At 64.0% G+C, this 15,559-nt stretch carries 16 protein-coding genes, 1 pseudogene and 1 riboswitch; of the genes and pseudogenes, 7 read left to right on the top strand and 10 right to left on the bottom strand.

The annotated features are described in order from the left end of the window. Positions 1 to 62 precede the first annotated feature (62 nt). The 3 genes from EN869_RS05015 to EN869_RS05025 all read right to left on the bottom strand — a co-directional run bounded on the left by EN869_RS05015 (position 63) and on the right by EN869_RS05025 (position 2,403). Positions 63 to 683 (bottom strand): LysE family transporter, encoded by a 621-nt coding sequence (locus tag EN869_RS05015; RefSeq protein ID WP_127225202.1) that lies wholly within the window; start codon positions 681 to 683, stop codon positions 63 to 65. A 77-nt stretch (positions 684 to 760) separates the two neighbouring features. Then, complete coding sequence (locus EN869_RS05020) at positions 761 to 1,708, bottom strand: aldo/keto reductase (protein WP_127225203.1); 948 nt, start codon at positions 1,706 to 1,708, stop codon at positions 761 to 763. Between the two features lie 173 nt (positions 1,709 to 1,881). Further along, on the bottom strand, positions 1,882 to 2,403 hold the full coding sequence (locus EN869_RS05025; protein ID WP_127225204.1) for a gamma-glutamylcyclotransferase: 522 nt from the start codon (positions 2,401 to 2,403) through the stop codon (positions 1,882 to 1,884). 116 nt (positions 2,404 to 2,519) lie between these two features. On the opposite strand from EN869_RS05025, the gene EN869_RS05030 reads away from it, so the two are divergent. Both EN869_RS05030 and EN869_RS05035 read left to right on the top strand, forming a co-directional pair. Continuing rightward, complete coding sequence (locus tag EN869_RS05030; RefSeq protein WP_127225205.1) at positions 2,520 to 3,518, top strand: DUF2125 domain-containing protein; 999 nt, start codon at positions 2,520 to 2,522, stop codon at positions 3,516 to 3,518. Between the two features lie 86 nt (positions 3,519 to 3,604). Then, the gene (locus EN869_RS05035) at positions 3,605 to 4,549 is read left to right on the top strand and encodes a sugar kinase (RefSeq protein WP_127225206.1); all 945 of its coding nucleotides are present in this window, start codon (positions 3,605 to 3,607) and stop codon (positions 4,547 to 4,549) included. A gap of 120 nt (positions 4,550 to 4,669) precedes the next feature. Here EN869_RS05035 and EN869_RS05040 read toward each other — a convergent pair whose 3' ends face one another. After that, positions 4,670 to 5,605 carry a prephenate/arogenate dehydrogenase family protein gene (locus EN869_RS05040; RefSeq protein WP_189341216.1) on the bottom strand — a complete coding sequence of 312 codons (936 nt, stop codon included), beginning with the start codon at positions 5,603 to 5,605 and terminating at the stop codon, positions 4,670 to 4,672. Positions 5,606 to 5,611: 6 nt separating this feature from the next. After that, the gene (hisC, locus tag EN869_RS05045) at positions 5,612 to 6,715 is read right to left on the bottom strand and encodes a histidinol-phosphate transaminase (RefSeq protein WP_127225208.1); all 1,104 of its coding nucleotides are present in this window, start codon (positions 6,713 to 6,715) and stop codon (positions 5,612 to 5,614) included. A 146-nt stretch (positions 6,716 to 6,861) separates the two neighbouring features. Then, positions 6,862 to 6,939, top strand: a riboswitch (SAM riboswitch). A gap of 96 nt (positions 6,940 to 7,035) precedes the next feature. Between hisC and EN869_RS05050 the strand changes: the two genes are divergently transcribed. Continuing rightward, the gene (locus tag EN869_RS05050) at positions 7,036 to 8,205 is read left to right on the top strand and encodes a homoserine O-acetyltransferase (RefSeq protein ID WP_127225209.1); all 1,170 of its coding nucleotides are present in this window, start codon (positions 7,036 to 7,038) and stop codon (positions 8,203 to 8,205) included. Further along, positions 8,202 to 8,819 carry a methionine biosynthesis protein MetW gene (metW, locus tag EN869_RS05055; RefSeq protein WP_127225210.1) on the top strand — a complete coding sequence of 206 codons (618 nt, stop codon included), beginning with the start codon at positions 8,202 to 8,204 and terminating at the stop codon, positions 8,817 to 8,819. Before EN869_RS05050 ends, metW begins: the two co-directional genes overlap by 4 nt. A 3-nt stretch (positions 8,820 to 8,822) precedes the next feature. Here the strand turns inward: metW and EN869_RS05060 are convergent, their stop codons facing one another. Then, positions 8,823 to 9,338: a macro domain-containing protein gene (locus EN869_RS05060; RefSeq protein WP_245489367.1), complete on the bottom strand. Its 516-nt coding sequence runs from the start codon at positions 9,336 to 9,338 to the stop codon at positions 8,823 to 8,825. Beyond that, positions 9,292 to 9,613: pseudogene (locus EN869_RS05065) on the bottom strand (DUF1330 domain-containing protein). Before EN869_RS05065 ends, EN869_RS05060 begins: the two are co-directional and overlap by 47 nt. Here EN869_RS05065 and EN869_RS34295 point away from each other — a divergent pair. Next, the gene (locus tag EN869_RS34295) at positions 9,497 to 9,826 is read left to right on the top strand and encodes a hypothetical protein (protein WP_167506935.1); all 330 of its coding nucleotides are present in this window, start codon (positions 9,497 to 9,499) and stop codon (positions 9,824 to 9,826) included. The pseudogene EN869_RS05065 and the gene EN869_RS34295 sit on opposite strands and share 117 nt — an antisense overlap. Positions 9,827 to 9,945: 119 nt before the next feature. Continuing rightward, on the top strand, positions 9,946 to 10,875 hold the full coding sequence (locus EN869_RS05070) for a glycosyltransferase family 2 protein (protein WP_127225212.1): 930 nt from the start codon (positions 9,946 to 9,948) through the stop codon (positions 10,873 to 10,875). A gap of 110 nt (positions 10,876 to 10,985) precedes the next feature. Here EN869_RS05070 and EN869_RS05075 read toward each other — a convergent pair whose 3' ends face one another. The 3 genes from EN869_RS05075 to EN869_RS05085 form a co-directional block, all read right to left on the bottom strand. Then, positions 10,986 to 11,786 carry a DUF1194 domain-containing protein gene (locus EN869_RS05075; RefSeq protein WP_127225213.1) on the bottom strand — a complete coding sequence of 267 codons (801 nt, stop codon included), beginning with the start codon at positions 11,784 to 11,786 and terminating at the stop codon, positions 10,986 to 10,988. 53 nt (positions 11,787 to 11,839) lie between these two features. Next, a complete protein-coding gene (locus EN869_RS05080) occupies positions 11,840 to 13,669 on the bottom strand; it encodes an ABC transporter ATP-binding protein/permease (protein ID WP_127225214.1) in 1,830 nt (609 codons plus the stop codon). Positions 13,670 to 13,786: 117 nt separating this feature from the next. Then, positions 13,787 to 14,563: a methyltransferase domain-containing protein gene (locus EN869_RS05085; protein WP_127225215.1), complete on the bottom strand. Its 777-nt coding sequence runs from the start codon at positions 14,561 to 14,563 to the stop codon at positions 13,787 to 13,789. 100 nt (positions 14,564 to 14,663) lie between these two features. On the opposite strand from EN869_RS05085, the gene gloB reads away from it, so the two are divergent. Then, positions 14,664 to 15,431 (top strand): hydroxyacylglutathione hydrolase, encoded by a 768-nt coding sequence (gene gloB, locus EN869_RS05090; protein ID WP_127225216.1) that lies wholly within the window; start codon positions 14,664 to 14,666, stop codon positions 15,429 to 15,431. Positions 15,432 to 15,559: the final 128 nt, after the last annotated feature.

The raw sequence follows: 15,559 nt of genomic DNA on the forward strand, positions 1-15,559 counted from the left end.
CGGAATTGCATAAAAAACAAAGAGATAGGGCATTTCACCGGTTCCGTGAAACGGCGAAATGCCTATCGCAGTACCGCGAGCAGGGTCGTCAGCACCAGCGTCGCAGCAAAGACCAGATTGATGACCCGCGACGCCCGCGGATGGCGAAGGAAGCGCGCGAAGGCGGTTCCTGCCAGTAGCCAAACGATATGAATGGCGACGATCATCGCGACAAGCACCAACAGCCTCGTGGAAGCGCCCAGCGCATCGGTTTGCGACGCGGCGCCGGCGAAGACCGCGGCGATCGCCACATAGGCCTTCGGATTGGCGACCGCGAGCATGAAACCACCGAGAAAATCGGGCTTCGTCGCCGTGCTTGCACGCTCGGCCAACGGCGGCGCGGTCGCTATTTTGAAGGCGAGACAAAGGATGTACGCGGCCGACAGGATCGCCAGCACCGGCGCCACTCCCGGCACCGAGGTCAATATGCCGAAAATCCCGGCCGCCACCGCCAGAAGCACCGCGATCGTGCCGAGCACGACGCCCGAGGTGTAACCCAGGGAAGGACGCAGGCCGAAAGCCGCGCCGACGGCGGTCACACTGATCGTCGCCGGTCCCGGACTGCCCATGACGACCGCCGCGGCCACGACAAGCGCCAGCACTTGCTGCCAAGGCTGCGCATCGCCCAGAACACTACCAGCCATGCCGAACCCTCCTCCTGCCGCGATGCCACAGGATTTAGGAGGGATCGTCATGACCGTCTTGGACGATCGTGCGAATGCTACGAGCTGGCGCGGTCCAGTGCTGCGATATCATCCGCCGAAAGTTTGAGCGACGCGGCGCGGATCAGGCTGTCCATCTGGGCCGGCGTGGTGGCGCTGGCGATCGGAGCGGTGATGCCCGGCCGCGCGATGACCCAGGCCAGCGCCACTTCCGCCTGCTTGGCCGAATGGCGCTCGGCCACGGCGTCGAGCGCGGAAAGGATGCGCATGCCGCGCTCATTGAGATACTCGGCCACGTCCTCGCCGCGCTCGCTTTGGCCGAGATCGGCCTTGCTCCGGTATTTGCCGCTCAGGAAACCCTTGGCGAGGCTGAAATAGGTGATGACGCCGAGATCTTCGGCCTTGCAGAGGTCGAGCAGCGGCCCATCGAGCGACGAGCGATCGTACAAATTGTATTCAGGCTGCAGAACCTCGTAGCGCGGCAGGCTGCGCAGGCTGGCGACGTCGAGCGCGGCGCGCAGTTGACCGGCATCGAGATTGGAGCAGCCCGGATAGCGGATCTTGCCCTTTTCGAGCAGGCGCTGATAGGCGCCGAGCGTTTCCTCGTAAGGCGTGGCCGGATCCGGCCAATGCGACAGATAGAGGTCGATGACGTCGATCTGCAGCCGCTTCAGCGACGCGTCGACCGCCTTTTCGATGTAGGCGGCGGAGAGGTCCTTCTTGCCCTGGCCCATGTCGGAGCCGACCTTGGTGATGATCACGACCTTGTCGCGGTTGCCGCGGCTTTTCATCCAGTTGCCGATGATCGTTTCCGATTCCCCGCCCTTGTTGCCGGGAACCCAGCGCGAATAGGCATCGGCCGTATCGATGGCATTCAGGCCCGCGCCGACGAACCGGTCGAGCAGATCGAAGGAGGCCTTCTCGTCGGCTGTCCAGCCGAAGACGTTGCCGCCCAAAACCAGAGGCGCGATGGAAAGGTCTGTGCGACCGAGACGGCGTTTCTGCAAGGCTGATCTCCGTGATGCTGGAACGGGCCTGATGGCCAAGGAAGGGTTGCCGCTAAGCTAGGTCGTGGCCTCCCGAGGTCAAAGGCATGGTTTTGCTTTTTGATCGGACCAGAGCAATTCCAGCAAAAGTGCGTCGCGGTTTTGCGTCCGGAATTGTGCAAACAAAAAGCCCCTCACGAAGGCGAGACCTGGCGGCCTACCTCTTCCAGCCATTGATCGCGGATGCCGAGCGCCTCGAGATGATCGAGCGTGCTCAGCACATAATCCTCATTCCGGCCTGACTGGCCGACGGCGCCGCGAACGATCCTTGCCGCGTGATCGGCATCGAGTGCGCCGGCATATTGCTCGTGCTGCCGGTCGACGATGTAGGCGACCGCCTCGACCGAAACGCCGCCATCCAGCCGGATGTCCAGCATGCGTTCGAGATAGACGCTGGTCACCAGCTCACGCTCGCGCAGGTAGGAAAGCACCTCGTCGCGCAGATTGCCGGGAACACGATAGGCCAGGCCGATGCAGGAGCCGCCCCGGTCGAGGCCGAGCACGAGGCCCGGCCGCCCGCGCGTGCCGCGATGCACGAAGGAATAGACGCAAAGCGAGCGCCGGTAGCCGTATAGCCGGGCGCGGCGCGTCTCGACATGGGCAAATCCGGGTCGCCAGATCAGCGACCCATAGCCAAAAACCCAAAAATCGCCCATATCGCCAAGCCTGATCGCATTCGAGTGAACGACATCGCACCGGAAGGTGCTCTTTTATCCCCCGCTTGTTTGCGTGAGAGTGAATGCCCCCTCGCGGGGTTAACGAGAGCCGCAGCATGACGTCAAGTGACGAGCGACCGCCCAAACCTCGCCGCCGGCTGTTCTGGCTTGCCGCATTTCTTGTCGTGCTGTTCGCCATCTACAGCGCCGGCTGGTTCTATCTTGCCGACAGGCTGAAGACCGGGGCCGACCAGGCGGTGGCGCGACTGGGCAGCAAGGGCATCGCCGCCGGCTGCGCCAACCTCACCGTCAGTGGCTATCCGATGAGCTTCACGGTCTCCTGCGACAATATCGCCTACGAGGACGACGCCCGGAGGGTCGCCGCCTCCACTGGAAGCTTCAATGCCGTCGCCGCGATCACCGGCCCCTTGTCGCCGGTCGCTGACCTGCGCGGGCCGCTGCGAACGATGGCGCCTGGCATGCCGCCGCTCTGGATCGACTGGGACCAGTTGCAGGCGAAGGTCAAAGTGTCGTGGCCGCTGCCGAGGAGCGTGTCGCTGCAGGCCGAAGGGCTCAACGGCCAGACCGATCCGCAGGATGACACAGACCCGATGCAGTTGTTCAGCGCCGGAAAGGCGGCGGGCCAGTTGCAGCCGTCCGGCCAGGATATCAACTATGTCGGCAGCTTCGGCGATCTGGAGATCAACGCCGATGCCATCGACGGACGCGTGCTGCCGGCGCTGGACGGCAGCGGCGACGTAACGCTGAAGAACGGCGTGGCGTTGATCGCGGCACCCCCGAAGAGCCTGCGCGGCCAGTCGATCCAGATCGCCAGTCTCGACCTGTCGTCCGGCACGGCGCGCATTACCGTGTCCGGGCCTGTCTCGGTCGACACGGAAGGGCTGGTCAACGGGGACCTGATGATCAAGCTCAAGGATCCCAAGGCGGTGGCTTCTATCCTTGCCGGCGCGATTCCCGAGCACAAAAGCGAAATCGAACAGGGCTTTGCCGCCCTGGCGATGCTCGGAAAGGAACCGTCGATGCCGCTGAAGATCGTCAAGGGCAAGGCTTCGCTCGGCTTCATCCCGCTCGGCAAGATCAAGCCGCTTGAGTAGGACATGGTCCCGAACCGAAGGTCTGCGTAGCAAAAAGTGGGAACCGGTTTTCAGATAAGACCATGCCGGCCAAGAAGAGCACTACAATGGCAAAACCGGTCAGACTGCTCAGCGTCGGCGCCTTCACTCTCGACACCATCCTTCGCATCGAAACGCTGCCCACGCATCAAGGCAAGTTCATCGCCAGCGACGGCGTCCAGATCGCCTCCGGCATGGCGACGAGCGCCGCCTGCGCCGCGCACCGGCTCGGCGCCGAAGTTTCGCTGTGGGCAAGCGCGGGTGACGATCCGGTCGGCGACCAGCTGATCGCGGACATCGAGGGCGAAGGCGTCGACTGCAGCCTGATCCGCCGCGTCACCGGCGCGCGTTCGGCACTCGCCGCCATCCTGGTGGATGCGCATGGCGAGCGCATCATCGTCCCCTTCTACGACAGACAAGCGCAGGCCGATCCCGATGCGCTGCCGCTCGCCGACCTCTCCGCTTTTGATGCCGTGCTGGTGGATGTTCGCTGGCCGGGAGCGGCGGCCCTCGCCTTGAGCGCGGCGAGATCGATCGGCCGTCCAGCGATCCTGGATGCCGACACAGCGCCCGTCGAGGTGCTGGAGCGCCTCCTGCCCTTGGCCTCGCACATCGTCGCGTCAGAACCGGCTGCGCGCATCGTCTGCGGCCATGCGCTCGACCCGGAAAGCGCCTGCGCCGACCTCGCTTCGCGCACCGATGCCTTCGTCGCCGTGACCGGCGGCGCGGGAGGCACATGGTGGCACGACCGGGCAACCGGGCGCGTGCGCCATGTCGAGGCGCCGAAGGTCAAGGCAATCGATACGCTCGCCGCCGGCGACGTCTTCCACGGCGCCTTTGCCGTCGGCCTGGCCGAGGCCATGCCCATGGAAGAGGCCCTGCGCTTTGCCAGCGCCGCCGCCGCGCTCAAATGCCTGCGCTTCGGCGGAAGGCTCGGCGCGCCGACCAGGGCCGAGACGTTGGCCATGATGGCGGCGCACTGGCCGCCAGCCCAAAAAGGCAAAGGGAGCTGAGATTCAGGTCAGGCCGAGTCGAAAATGGTGGGTTCCGAGAACCGGAGCGGAGCGTACTTGAAGTACGTGAGCACCGGAAGCGCAGGGACCCGCCATTTGCAGACGGGCCTCACCTGAATATCAGTTCCCTTTGGGGTGCTCTACCGCTTGCCGGCCAAAATCCGGCACATCGATATCCTGGCCGGCTTCGATGATCGAGCGACGGATGGCGCGCGTGCGGGTGAAGAGGTCGAACAGCTTCTCGCCGTCGCCCCAGCGGATCGCGCGCTGCAGCGAGGCCAGATCTTCCGAGAAACGCGCCAGCATCTCCAGGATCGCGTCCTTGTTGTGCAGGCACACGTCCCGCCACATGGTCGGGTCGGAGGCGGCAAGGCGGGTGAAGTCGCGGAAACCGGACGCGGAATATTTGATGACCTCGCTCTTGGTCACCGCTTCCAGATCGTCCGCCGTGCCGACGATGTTGTAGGCAATGATGTGCGGCAGATGCGAAACGATCGCGAGCGTCATGTCGTGATGCTGCGGGTCCATCGTGTCGATGTTGGAGCCGCAGCGCCGCCAGAACTCCGAAAGCTTCTCGAGGGCCACGGGATCAGTGCCCGGCAGCGGCGTGAAGATGCACCAGCGATTCTCGAAGAGATCGGCAAAGCCCGCGTCAGGTCCGGATTTCTCCGTGCCCGCCAGCGGATGCCCGGGGATGAAATGCACGCCTTCCGGCACATGCGGCTGCATCTGCGCGATGACGGAGGCCTTGGTCGAGCCGACATCGGTGAGGATGGCGCCTCTCTTCAGCGCCGGCGCGATCTCGGCCGCGACCTCGCCGGACGAGCCGACCGGCACGGAGACAATGACGAGGTCCGCATCGCGCACCGCTTCCCTGGCATCCGTCGAATAGGTATCGCCCAGGCCTAGCTCTTCCGCGCGCTTGAGCGTCGAGGCGCTGCGCGTCGCGATGGCGATGTGCTTGGCAAGCCCCTCGCGGCGGATGACGCGGGCCAGCGACGAGCCGATCAGGCCGATGCCGACCAGCGCTATTTTCTCGAACATCGGTGATGCCATGGCGTTCTAGCTTTTCAGAAAGGTCTTCAGCGCATCGACGACGCCGCGATTGGCCTCCTCGATGCCGACGCTCATGCGCAGCGCGTTGGGAAAACCGTAGCCGGTGACGCGGCGCAGGATGTAACCGCGCTGGCTGAGGTAGTCGTCCGCGGCCGCGGCAGAATGCTTCTTGTCGTCGGGAAAATGGATCAGCACGAAATTGCCGACGCTGGGCGTGACACGCAGGCCGAGCTCGGTCAGCTCGGCGGTGAGCCAGGCCAGCCATTTCTCGTTATGCGTCACGCTGCGCTCGATATGGGCGCGGTCGCGGATCGCGGCGATGCCGGCCTCGATCGCCGTGGCATTGACGTTGAAGGGGCCGCGAATGCGGTTGATCGCATCGACGATATGCGCCGGCCCATACACCCAGCCGATGCGGGCGCCGCCAAGGCCGAGCTTGGAGAAGGTGCGGGTCATCACCACGTTCTCGGAGCTGCCGGCGAGCTCGATGCCGGCCTCGTAGTCGTTGCGCCGCACATATTCGGCATAGGCCGCGTCGAGCACCAGGAGCACGTTCTTGGGCAATGCCGCGTGCAGCCGGCGCACCTCCTGGAACGGCACATAGGTGCCGGTCGGATTGTTCGGATTGGCAAGGAACACGATCCGCGTCTTGGGCGTGACCGCGGCAAGGATCGCGTCGACATCGGCGCGCTCGTCGGTTTCCTTGACCGCGACAGGCTTGGCGCCCGCCGCCTGGATGTAGATCTTGTAGACCATGAAGGCGTGTTCGGTGAACACGGCCTCGTCGCCCGGTGCCAGATAGGTCTGCGCCAGGAGCCCCAGGATCTCGTCGGAGCCGTTGGAGCAAATGATGTTCGCCGGATTCAGCCCATGCACCTCGGCGATCGCCTCGCGCAGCCGCCGCGCCGTGCCGTCGGGATAGACGTCGAGTTTCGCCGCCACTTCGCGCGCCGCCTCGATTGCCTTCGGCGAAGGCCCGAGCGGGTTTTCGTTCGACGACAGTTTGTAGACCTTCGTCACGCCGGCCGGCGCGGTGCTTTTTCCCGGCACATAGGCCTCGATGTCCATGATGCCCGCGCGGGGCGTTGGACGAGGTTGATCCTGCTTCATGTCACAAATCCGTCGAGAAGGCCTTTAAAGGCCGCAGCGGAAATACAGGCCACAGGCTGGAATGTCGAGTGCCGGCGCACGGCACCGCGTCCGGCCGCCAGGAGGCTACCCGTTGACGAACAGCAGCGCTGGTCCTAGAAGAACTGCCAGACTTCCGTGGTGATTTGGCCGGTCGGCTTGCAGCCACGTTAAACAACTCGCTAAAGGGCCGTTTGCAACCTGTAACCGGCTTTGCGACGGCAATGCCGGTTTTTTGTTGTCCGCGGCCGGCCGGACATCGCATCGGGACGAGACCGATGCGGGACAGGATGGGGACGGACATGGTCGCTCAGCGCGCTGCAAGAACCAAGGACGAGGTCGACCATCCGTCGAGCCCGGTGCTGCAGTTCGGCTCCGACATGCCGCTGAAGCTCGACGCCGGCACGCTGCTCTCGCCGTTCCAGATCGCCTACCAGACCTACGGCACGCTCAACGACGCGCGCTCCAACGCCATCCTCGTCTGCCACGCGCTGACCGGCGACCAGCATGTCGCCAACACCAATCCGGTGACCGGCAAGCCGGGCTGGTGGGAAGTGCTGATCGGCCCCGGCAAGATTATCGACACCAACCGCTTCTTCGTCATCTGCTCCAACGTTGTCGGCGGCTGCCTTGGCTCGACCGGTCCGGCCTCGACCAACCCGGCGACCGGCAGGCCGTATGGGCTCGACCTGCCGATCATCACCATCCGCGACATGGTGCGCGCGCAGGCGATGCTTGTAGACCATTTCGGCATCGAAAAACTGTTTTGCGTGCTTGGCGGCTCGATGGGCGGCATGCAGGTGCTGGAATGGGCAGCGAGCTATCCGGAACGGGTCTTCTCGGCGCTGCCAATCGCCACCGGCGCCCGCCATTCCTCGCAGAACATCGCCTTTCACGAGGTCGGCCGGCAGGCCGTCATGGCCGATCCGGAATGGCATGGCGGCAAATATCTCGATTTCGGCAAGCGCCCGGAAAAAGGGCTCGCCGTCGCGCGCATGGCCGCCCACATCACCTATCTTTCGGAAGCCGCGCTTCACCGCAAGTTCGGCCGCAATCTGCAGGACCGCGAAGCGCTGACCTTCGGCTTCGACGCCGATTTCCAGATCGAGAGCTATCTGCGCCATCAAGGCATGACCTTCGTCGACCGCTTCGACGCCAATTCCTACCTCTATCTGACCCGCGCGATGGACTATTTCGACGTGGCCGCCGATCACGGCGGGCGCCTCGCCGACGCTTTCGCCGGCACCAGGACGCGCTTCTGCCTGGTTTCCTTCACCAGCGACTGGCTGTTCCCGACCGAGGAGAGCCGTTCGATCGTGCATGCCTTGAACGCGGCCGGCGCTTCCGTCTCCTTCGTCGAGATCGAGACCGATCGCGGCCACGACGCCTTCCTGCTCGACGAGCCGGAGCTGTTCGCGGCCATCAACGGCTTCATCGCCTCGGCCGCCCGCGCCAGGGGGCTCGGCCTATGAGCGTCAACCGCGCCCAGCGTGTCGACCTCGACGTCGTCACCGACCTCATCCCGCCCAATTCGCGCGTGCTCGATGTCGGCTCGGGCGACGGCGTGCTCCTGGAACTGTTGCAGGAGACCAAGCAGGTCGACGGCCGCGGGCTGGAACTGTCGCAGCGCGGCGTCAATGAATGCGTGGCGCGCGGGCTATCGGTTATCCAGGGCGACGCCGACACGGATCTGAAATTCTACGCCGACAAGGGCTTCGACTTCGTCGTGCTGTCGCAGACGCTGCAGGCAACGCGCAACCCGAAGGTGGTGCTCGATGAACTGCTCAGGATCGGCAACCGCGCCATCGTTTCCTTCCCCAATTTCGGCCATTGGCGCGTGCGCTTTTCGCTGCTGATCAAGGGCAGGATGCCGGTCACCAAGGACCTGCCCTATTCCTGGTACGACACGCCCAACATCCACTTTTGCACCATCCGCGACTTCGTCAATCTGTGCGAGGAGCTCGGCGCGACTGTGGAGAAAGCGACCGCGCTCGACGCCAACGGCCAGAAGATCGGCCTGTCGATGCCCTGGTGGTTCTGGAATTTCTTCGGCCAGCAGGCGGTGTTTTTGTTGAAGAGGGCCTGAACGCTACGGAGCATACTCGACCAGCGTGTGGTTCTCGCCAGCGAGTTCCTCGTCAATGATCGAGGCTATGATTGTCCAATCCCCGCCTGCGAGGCCAGCGCCGATCCTTGGATAGCCGATGCGCTGGCCGGAAAACCGCGCCCTGACCGCCTTCATGACGTTTCGGATTGCCTGGTAGTCGGCCTTCGCACCTTGTCCCTGCCAATGAAACTGGGTGTAGCCGTTGACGACATGAAAACTCCGCCCTCCGCGCTCGATCTCGGCGAGCGTAATGGTTCCCAGTTTGGATCGGTCGCCTTTGGCCGTCGCTAGATCGGCGACGTAAGCCGCGGGAAAACGCTGTTTGATCGACAGAGCAATGCCCTTGCCCATCACACATTGGCAATTGCAACCATGCACGATCGCGTCGAACGCGCCGTCGAGCGCAAGCTGCAGCAGGTCGCCGCGAATCGTCCGCATCAAGCCAATTCCCTCAGCCAAGCACATCCGTAGCCTTGTGCGGATGCTCGACGCCGTCAACGAAGATCACGTCGGATTGGGAATTGTCGGTGCGCAATGCGAGGATCTCCTGGTAGGGGCGCGACCGGTACCAGTCCCGCACATGCTGCCCGTCCGGGAATTCGATGACGATCAGATGCCCAGGCCAGGCGTTTTCGACGACCCTCGACATCGCCGCCATGGACGACGAAGCGACCGCCGAACGGCGCCAGCGTGGCGTCTATCTTCTCGAGATTTTCGATGATCCAGGGGCCTGGCGTGATTTGGCGCATAAGGGCAACGGCGTAAGCGGTCATGATCCTGCTTCTTCATGGCTGAAGCCGATCGGCCGGCTTCCTGGGATCATCGTGCAAAACCCAGGTAGTCCGGTCGATTACCTTGGAGGTTATAGCGACAAGGCCGCCCCTGGCCTCGCGGACGAACCGTCACGCCAACCGGGAGGCCGATTGGTGTTGCCATCAAACCGCAATGTTGCGGAAAAGCCGCGGATTTCCGGCATTTCTTGGTAAGCGCAGCGTGACAGAAAGGTGGCTTTTTTGTAGCGTCGGCCACAAATCAAAGGTGGGATACGAACATAGTCATCAAACCCGTCCGGCAGACACCAGAACCGACCGGTAGCGGCACCCCGATGTCGAGCGAAGACGTTCCGCTGATTACGGTGATCACGCCGACGCACAACCGGCGCAGCCAGGTCGTGCGGGCGGTGGAAAGCGTTCTGGCGCAGACACTTACCCGCTTCGAGCACATCGTGGTCGACGACGGTTCGACGGACGGGACGGCTGCCGCGCTGGCCGAAATCCGCGACCCGAGGCTGATCTATGTCGGCGCCAAATGGCGCGGCGCCAATGCCGCGCGCAATGCGGGGATCGAGCGCGCCCGTGCGCCGGTGGTGACCTTCCTCGATTCGGACGATGTCTATCTGCCCGACCGGCTGGAGCGGACGCTGGCGCGCTTCGACCAGAATCCCTCGCTCGAGGTCCTCATCAGTTCGTTCCTGTCGCTGAAGGGCAGCCGCAGCACCAAATGCATCAACCGCGAGGCCTTTCTCGACAAAAGCAAACTGCAGCGCGCCCTGGTCTCGCAGACCATCTTCATTGCCGGCTCGGCGATCACCGCCAGGCACGAGTCGCTGCTCGCGATCGGCGGCTACGACAGCGACATCACGCGCATGCAGGATCGCGAGCTTCTGCTGCGCTTCGCCCGCCGCGGCGGCGCCCTTTTGTCCGAAGACATCGACTGGAAGAAGTACAATTCGGAGAACTCGATCTCCGGCCGCCGCGACGGTTATGTCGCGGCCTATGCCAATCTGATCGACAAGCACCCCTATATCGCCGACCGATATCCGGACGTTCCGCCCTATATGATCGCGCGCCAGATCATCGCCGACATCTTGAAGGGCCGGCTGCACCAGGCCTTTTCCGGCTATCTCGCCAACCGCTCGTCCAAGGCGCTCGGCTATTCGCTGCCGCAACTGCTGCGCGGTTATGTCGTCGGCCGGCGCTGGCGCCGCGACTGCTATGACGAGTTCCGCGCCAAATACGGCGCCCGCGCTGTCTGAGACGGACTGCTAGAGCAATTCCAGGAAAAGTGTGAGCGGTTTTCCGTCCGGAATTGCGTAAAAACAAGGAGATAGTGCGTTTCACCGTTTCCGTGAAAAGGTGAAACGCACTATCTGTCGAGTTCCGGAAAATATGGATCGGAAAAGCGCTGCCTGAGGCGCTCGCCCAGCAGGCAATCGACGGGTGCGGCATCCTCGACGCGAATGGATCTGGCGTCGGTGAGGCCGCTCACCTCCTGGACCAGCTTGCGGCGGATGGCGGTCGAGAATTCGGACGCTGCGTAGATCGGCAGCACAAAGGACCCGGCTCCTCCGGTCACGCAATCGGCATAGTATCGGTCGAGGCGGCTGACGCTCGGCGACGGCCTGATGAGTATGGGCAGGCCGTTGATGACGATACCCTTGGCGACGGCGGCATCGCGGATCGCGGCGACGGGCCGTCCGATATTGTTGGGTCCGTCGCCCGATATATCGATGACGCGGCGCGGCGACGAAAAGCCGGCTCTCTCCAGGAGCCCGGCGCCGAAGCCGAGGGCGCCTGAAATCGAGGTGCCGCGGAAGCTGCGGAACGGCCGCGCTTCTATTCTGTCGGCAAAAGCGTTGGCACTGTCCTCGCCATCGATGATCTGCCAGGCGATGACCCCATCGTCGCGCACCACGCCCGCCCATTCGAAATAAGCGAGCGCGATGCGGCCATTTCGACCCGAGCGCACGGCGTTGATGAAGTCGGGATGGCGCAGCGCCCCGACATAGCCGGCGCGCTGCAGGGCGAACTCGTCCTCATCCATCGACTGCGAGATGTCGACGGCAAGCACGAGTTCCACATCCACCGGCGAGCCATCGGCCGGTGCGGGTAACGGCGCCGCCTCGGCGCAGGCAAGGCAGGCAAGCAGGCCGAGTATCGCAAGCATGGCAGCCTCGAACGACCCGGCGAATCTTCCCGGCGATCGCGGCGAAAATAAAGCTATTTCTTCTTTCGATGGGCCGTGCTGGGTGGCGGCTCGATCGCCCCGGCGCGGACACGGGCCGGCTTCAATGCCTGCGCGCCGGTATCCTTCACGATGCTCAGAGAGCGCGGGAAGAACTGAGTGTTGTGCAGGCCGCGTCCGATGTTGAGGATGGCGGTCTCCGGCAGGCGCTTTTCCATCATCGCCAGCACCCGCCGCAGCGACGGGCCGTCGAACGCGTCAAGCGCTTCGTCGATGATCACCCAGTTCGGCTTGCGCAAGGCGAGCCTGGCGAAGGCCAGCGCCCGCTGTTCGTCATCGCTGAGCTCGCGTTCCCACCGTCCGGAATGGTCCAGATCGACTGACAGCCGATCAAGGCCAACCTCGGCAAGCACCGCCCCGATCTCGGCGTCGCTGGCCGGGGCCTCCCCGTTTGGATGGTCGAGAACCTCGCGCAGCGTACCGGCCGGGAAATACGGCACGCGGGGCACGAAGATCGGGGTCTCGCCGGCCGGCAGCCCGATCCGGCCGCTCCCCCATGGCCACAGGCCGGCAATGGCTCGAAAGAACAATGTCTTGCCGGCACCCGACTCGCCGGTGATCATGACACGCTCGCCGGAATGGATTTCGACATCCGTCTGGGCAAGCTTGGTGCAGCCTTCCGGTGAGGACACCTGAAGCTTGTCGAACGTCAGGCGGCCATTGGCGTTTTCGCCGAACTGAATGCGTTTTTCGGTGCCATGCAGCGTATCGGTTTCGGTAAGCGCGATGCGGAAGTCCGCCACGCGCATCAGCGTCGCGCGCCAGTCGGCGATGCTGCCGATGTTGTTGATGAACCAGCGCAGCGACGAATGGACCTGGTTGAAGGCGCCAACCGCCATCATCAGCCCGCCGAAGCTGATGTCGCCCGAGAAATAGACCGGCGCTGCCACCAGTATGGGCGCCACGACCGTTATCCAGCCATAAGTGTCGGTCACCCAGGACAGGTTGATCTGCGCGGTAAAGATGCGCCGCATGGCGCCCAGCACCGTGCCGAGGTCAAGCTCGAGCCGGCGCCTGGCGTCGGGCTCGCCATGGTAGAGCGCTATCGCGTCGACATTCTCGTTGACCCTTACCATCGAGGAGCGCAGCTCCGCCTCGCGGGTATAGCGCTCGCTGTTGAGGCTGATCAGCGGACGCCCGACCAGCCAGCTCAGCCAGGAGGCTATGCCGGCGTAGAGGAAGGCCGCCCACACCATGTAGCCCGGTAACGCCAATGAATAGCCGCCGATATGGAACACGAAGCCGGAAGACAGCTCCCACAAGACGCCGATGAAGGAGACGAGCAGGATGAGGGATTGCAGCAGGCCGACGCCGAGATCCGTCGACAGGTCCGACAAGTGAGCGGCATCCTGCTGCATGCGCTGGTCGGGATTGACGCCGATGGCGCCGGCGTTGGCCAGCCGGAAGGCGCGCGCCGGACGCATCCATTGATCGATCAGGTCCAGCGTCAGCGCCTCGCGCAACCGCAAACGGATCATCTGGTTGAGCCAGGTCTGGCCGATATTGAGCACCAGAAGCCCGCCGGCGATCATCGCGAAGATCAGAAGCTGGTGCAGGAAATCCGCCATGTCGCGCCGCGCCAGCGCGTCGTAGAAGGGCTGGTTCCAGCGGTTGAGCAGAACCTGCCCGATCGAGGTCGCGACGATGACCGCGACGATCCCGATCGAGACCCAGGCAAGCTGCCGGCGCACCGGCGAGGACTTGAGCCCCTGCCTGATCGTCGCCACCTGGTCGGCGAGGCTGCTTGCCTCGACTGAGACAGTGACCTTTTGCGGGGCCGGATTTCTATTGGTCTGGTCGTCCATGAAGGATATTCCTGATTTCCGCGGCGGTCACGAATGCCGCGCCAAACGAGCATGGCTCAGATCGAGCATGCCTCAGATAGGGTGACGATCGCCGCGCGATGCAAGGCGCTGCCGCGATCACGAACGCGTCACTTGGCCGGGCGCGGCGTCGGCTGCCCGCCGGCCAAGCCGCGTCGCGCCCTGCGGCGAGAAGACCGGCACGAAGACGCGGCGCGAAGCGCGCTGCGCGACGGGCACGCCCTGGTAGAGCCGCTTCTGCGCCTCGACGACGATGACGCCGGAAAAGATCGGCCAGAACCGCCTGCCGGCCCGCTCCAGCACATTGTGGAACCGCATCATGAAACGCCGCGGCGACGGCGGGAAGAACAGCGCATCACTCCATGTCGCCGGCGTGAAATTCGCCTCGCGCAGCAATTCGGTGAGCTGGCCGCGCGAGAACGGCCGGCCGTTGCCGAAGGGCGTATGCTCGAAGCGCGCCCAGACGCCGCGCCGGTTGGGCACCACGATGACGACACGGCCCGCCGGCGACAGCACGCGCCAGATCTCGTTCAGCGTCTCGCGCGGGTTCTCGGCATGTTCGAGCGAATGCACCAAAAGCACGCGGTCGATGCAGGAATCGACGAGCGGCAGTTCCTCGTCGAAGACCAGCGCCGTCGCCGCCGGCCCGATCGCCGGCCACACCACCGCGCCTTGCGTCGCCGGCATGAAAGCGAAGACGCGCTCGGCATCGGTGCCGAAGCGTTCCAGCCAGGGCAGCGTATAGCCGAGGCCGACCAGCCGCTCGTTGGGCACGGTCGTCCAAATGGACGACAGCGCCATTGTGATTGAATGCTCGGCCAGGCGCCCGAGCGTGGACGAGTAGAAGGAGCGCAGGTCGACGATATCCGAATGCATGCGCGGGACGGTAGCTGCGAAGGGGCCCAAGTTCAACAAAGGGCGATGACATCGGCGCTCAAGCGCCCTATGTCTGGCCGGTCAACGGAGAGAGATGCCGATGCCGGTCGAAATCGAGCAGTTCATGTGCCGCACCGACAATTTCGGCGTGCTGGTGCATGATCCGAAAAGCGGTGAGACGGCGATCATCGACGCGCCGGAAGAGGCGCCGATCCTGGCGGCGATCAAGCGCACCGGCTGGACGCCGACATTGATCCTCACCACGCACCATCACACCGATCATGTCGAAGCCAATCTGGCGCTGAAGGAACGCTTCAAGCTGCGCATCGTCGGCCCGGAGGCCGAGAAGGCAAAGATTCCCGGCATCGACGAGACGGTGAAGCAAGGTTCGGTCGTGCGCCTCGGCGAGGAAAGGGTCGAGGTCATCGAGACGCCCGGCCACACGGCCGGCCACGTCTCCTACCATCTGCCGGCTTCGAAAGTGGCCTTCACCGCCGACACGCTGTTTGCGCTGGGCTGTGGCCGCCTGTTCGAATGCAAGCCGCCGGTGATGTATGACTCGCTGAAGAAACTGGCCGCGCTCCCAGCCGAGACGGCCATCTATTGCGGCCACGAATACACTTTGGCGAATGCCCGCTTCGCGGTGACGGTCGACCCAAGCAATCCGGCCCTGAAGCAGCGCGCGGCGAAAATCGAGGCGCTGCGCGCCGACAACAAGCCGACGCTGCCGACGACCATCGGCGAGGAATTATCGACCAACCCGTTCCTGCGCTGGCACGACCCGTCGATCCGCAAGCATCTCGGCATGGAGAAAGCCTCGGACGCCGAGGTGTTCGCCGAGATCCGCAAGCGCAAGGATAATTTCTAACTCCACCGCATTTAGCGCAATTTCAGGAAAAGTGTGAGCAGTTTTTCCGCCTGGAAATTGCGACAAAACAAAGAGATAGTGCGGTTCACGGTTTCTGTGAAACGGTGAACCGCACTAGCGACATGCAT

Origin of the sequence: Mesorhizobium sp. M2D.F.Ca.ET.226.01.1.1 (assembly GCF_004022705.2) — a bacterium.
Classification (GTDB): Bacteria; Pseudomonadota; Alphaproteobacteria; order Rhizobiales; family Rhizobiaceae; genus Mesorhizobium.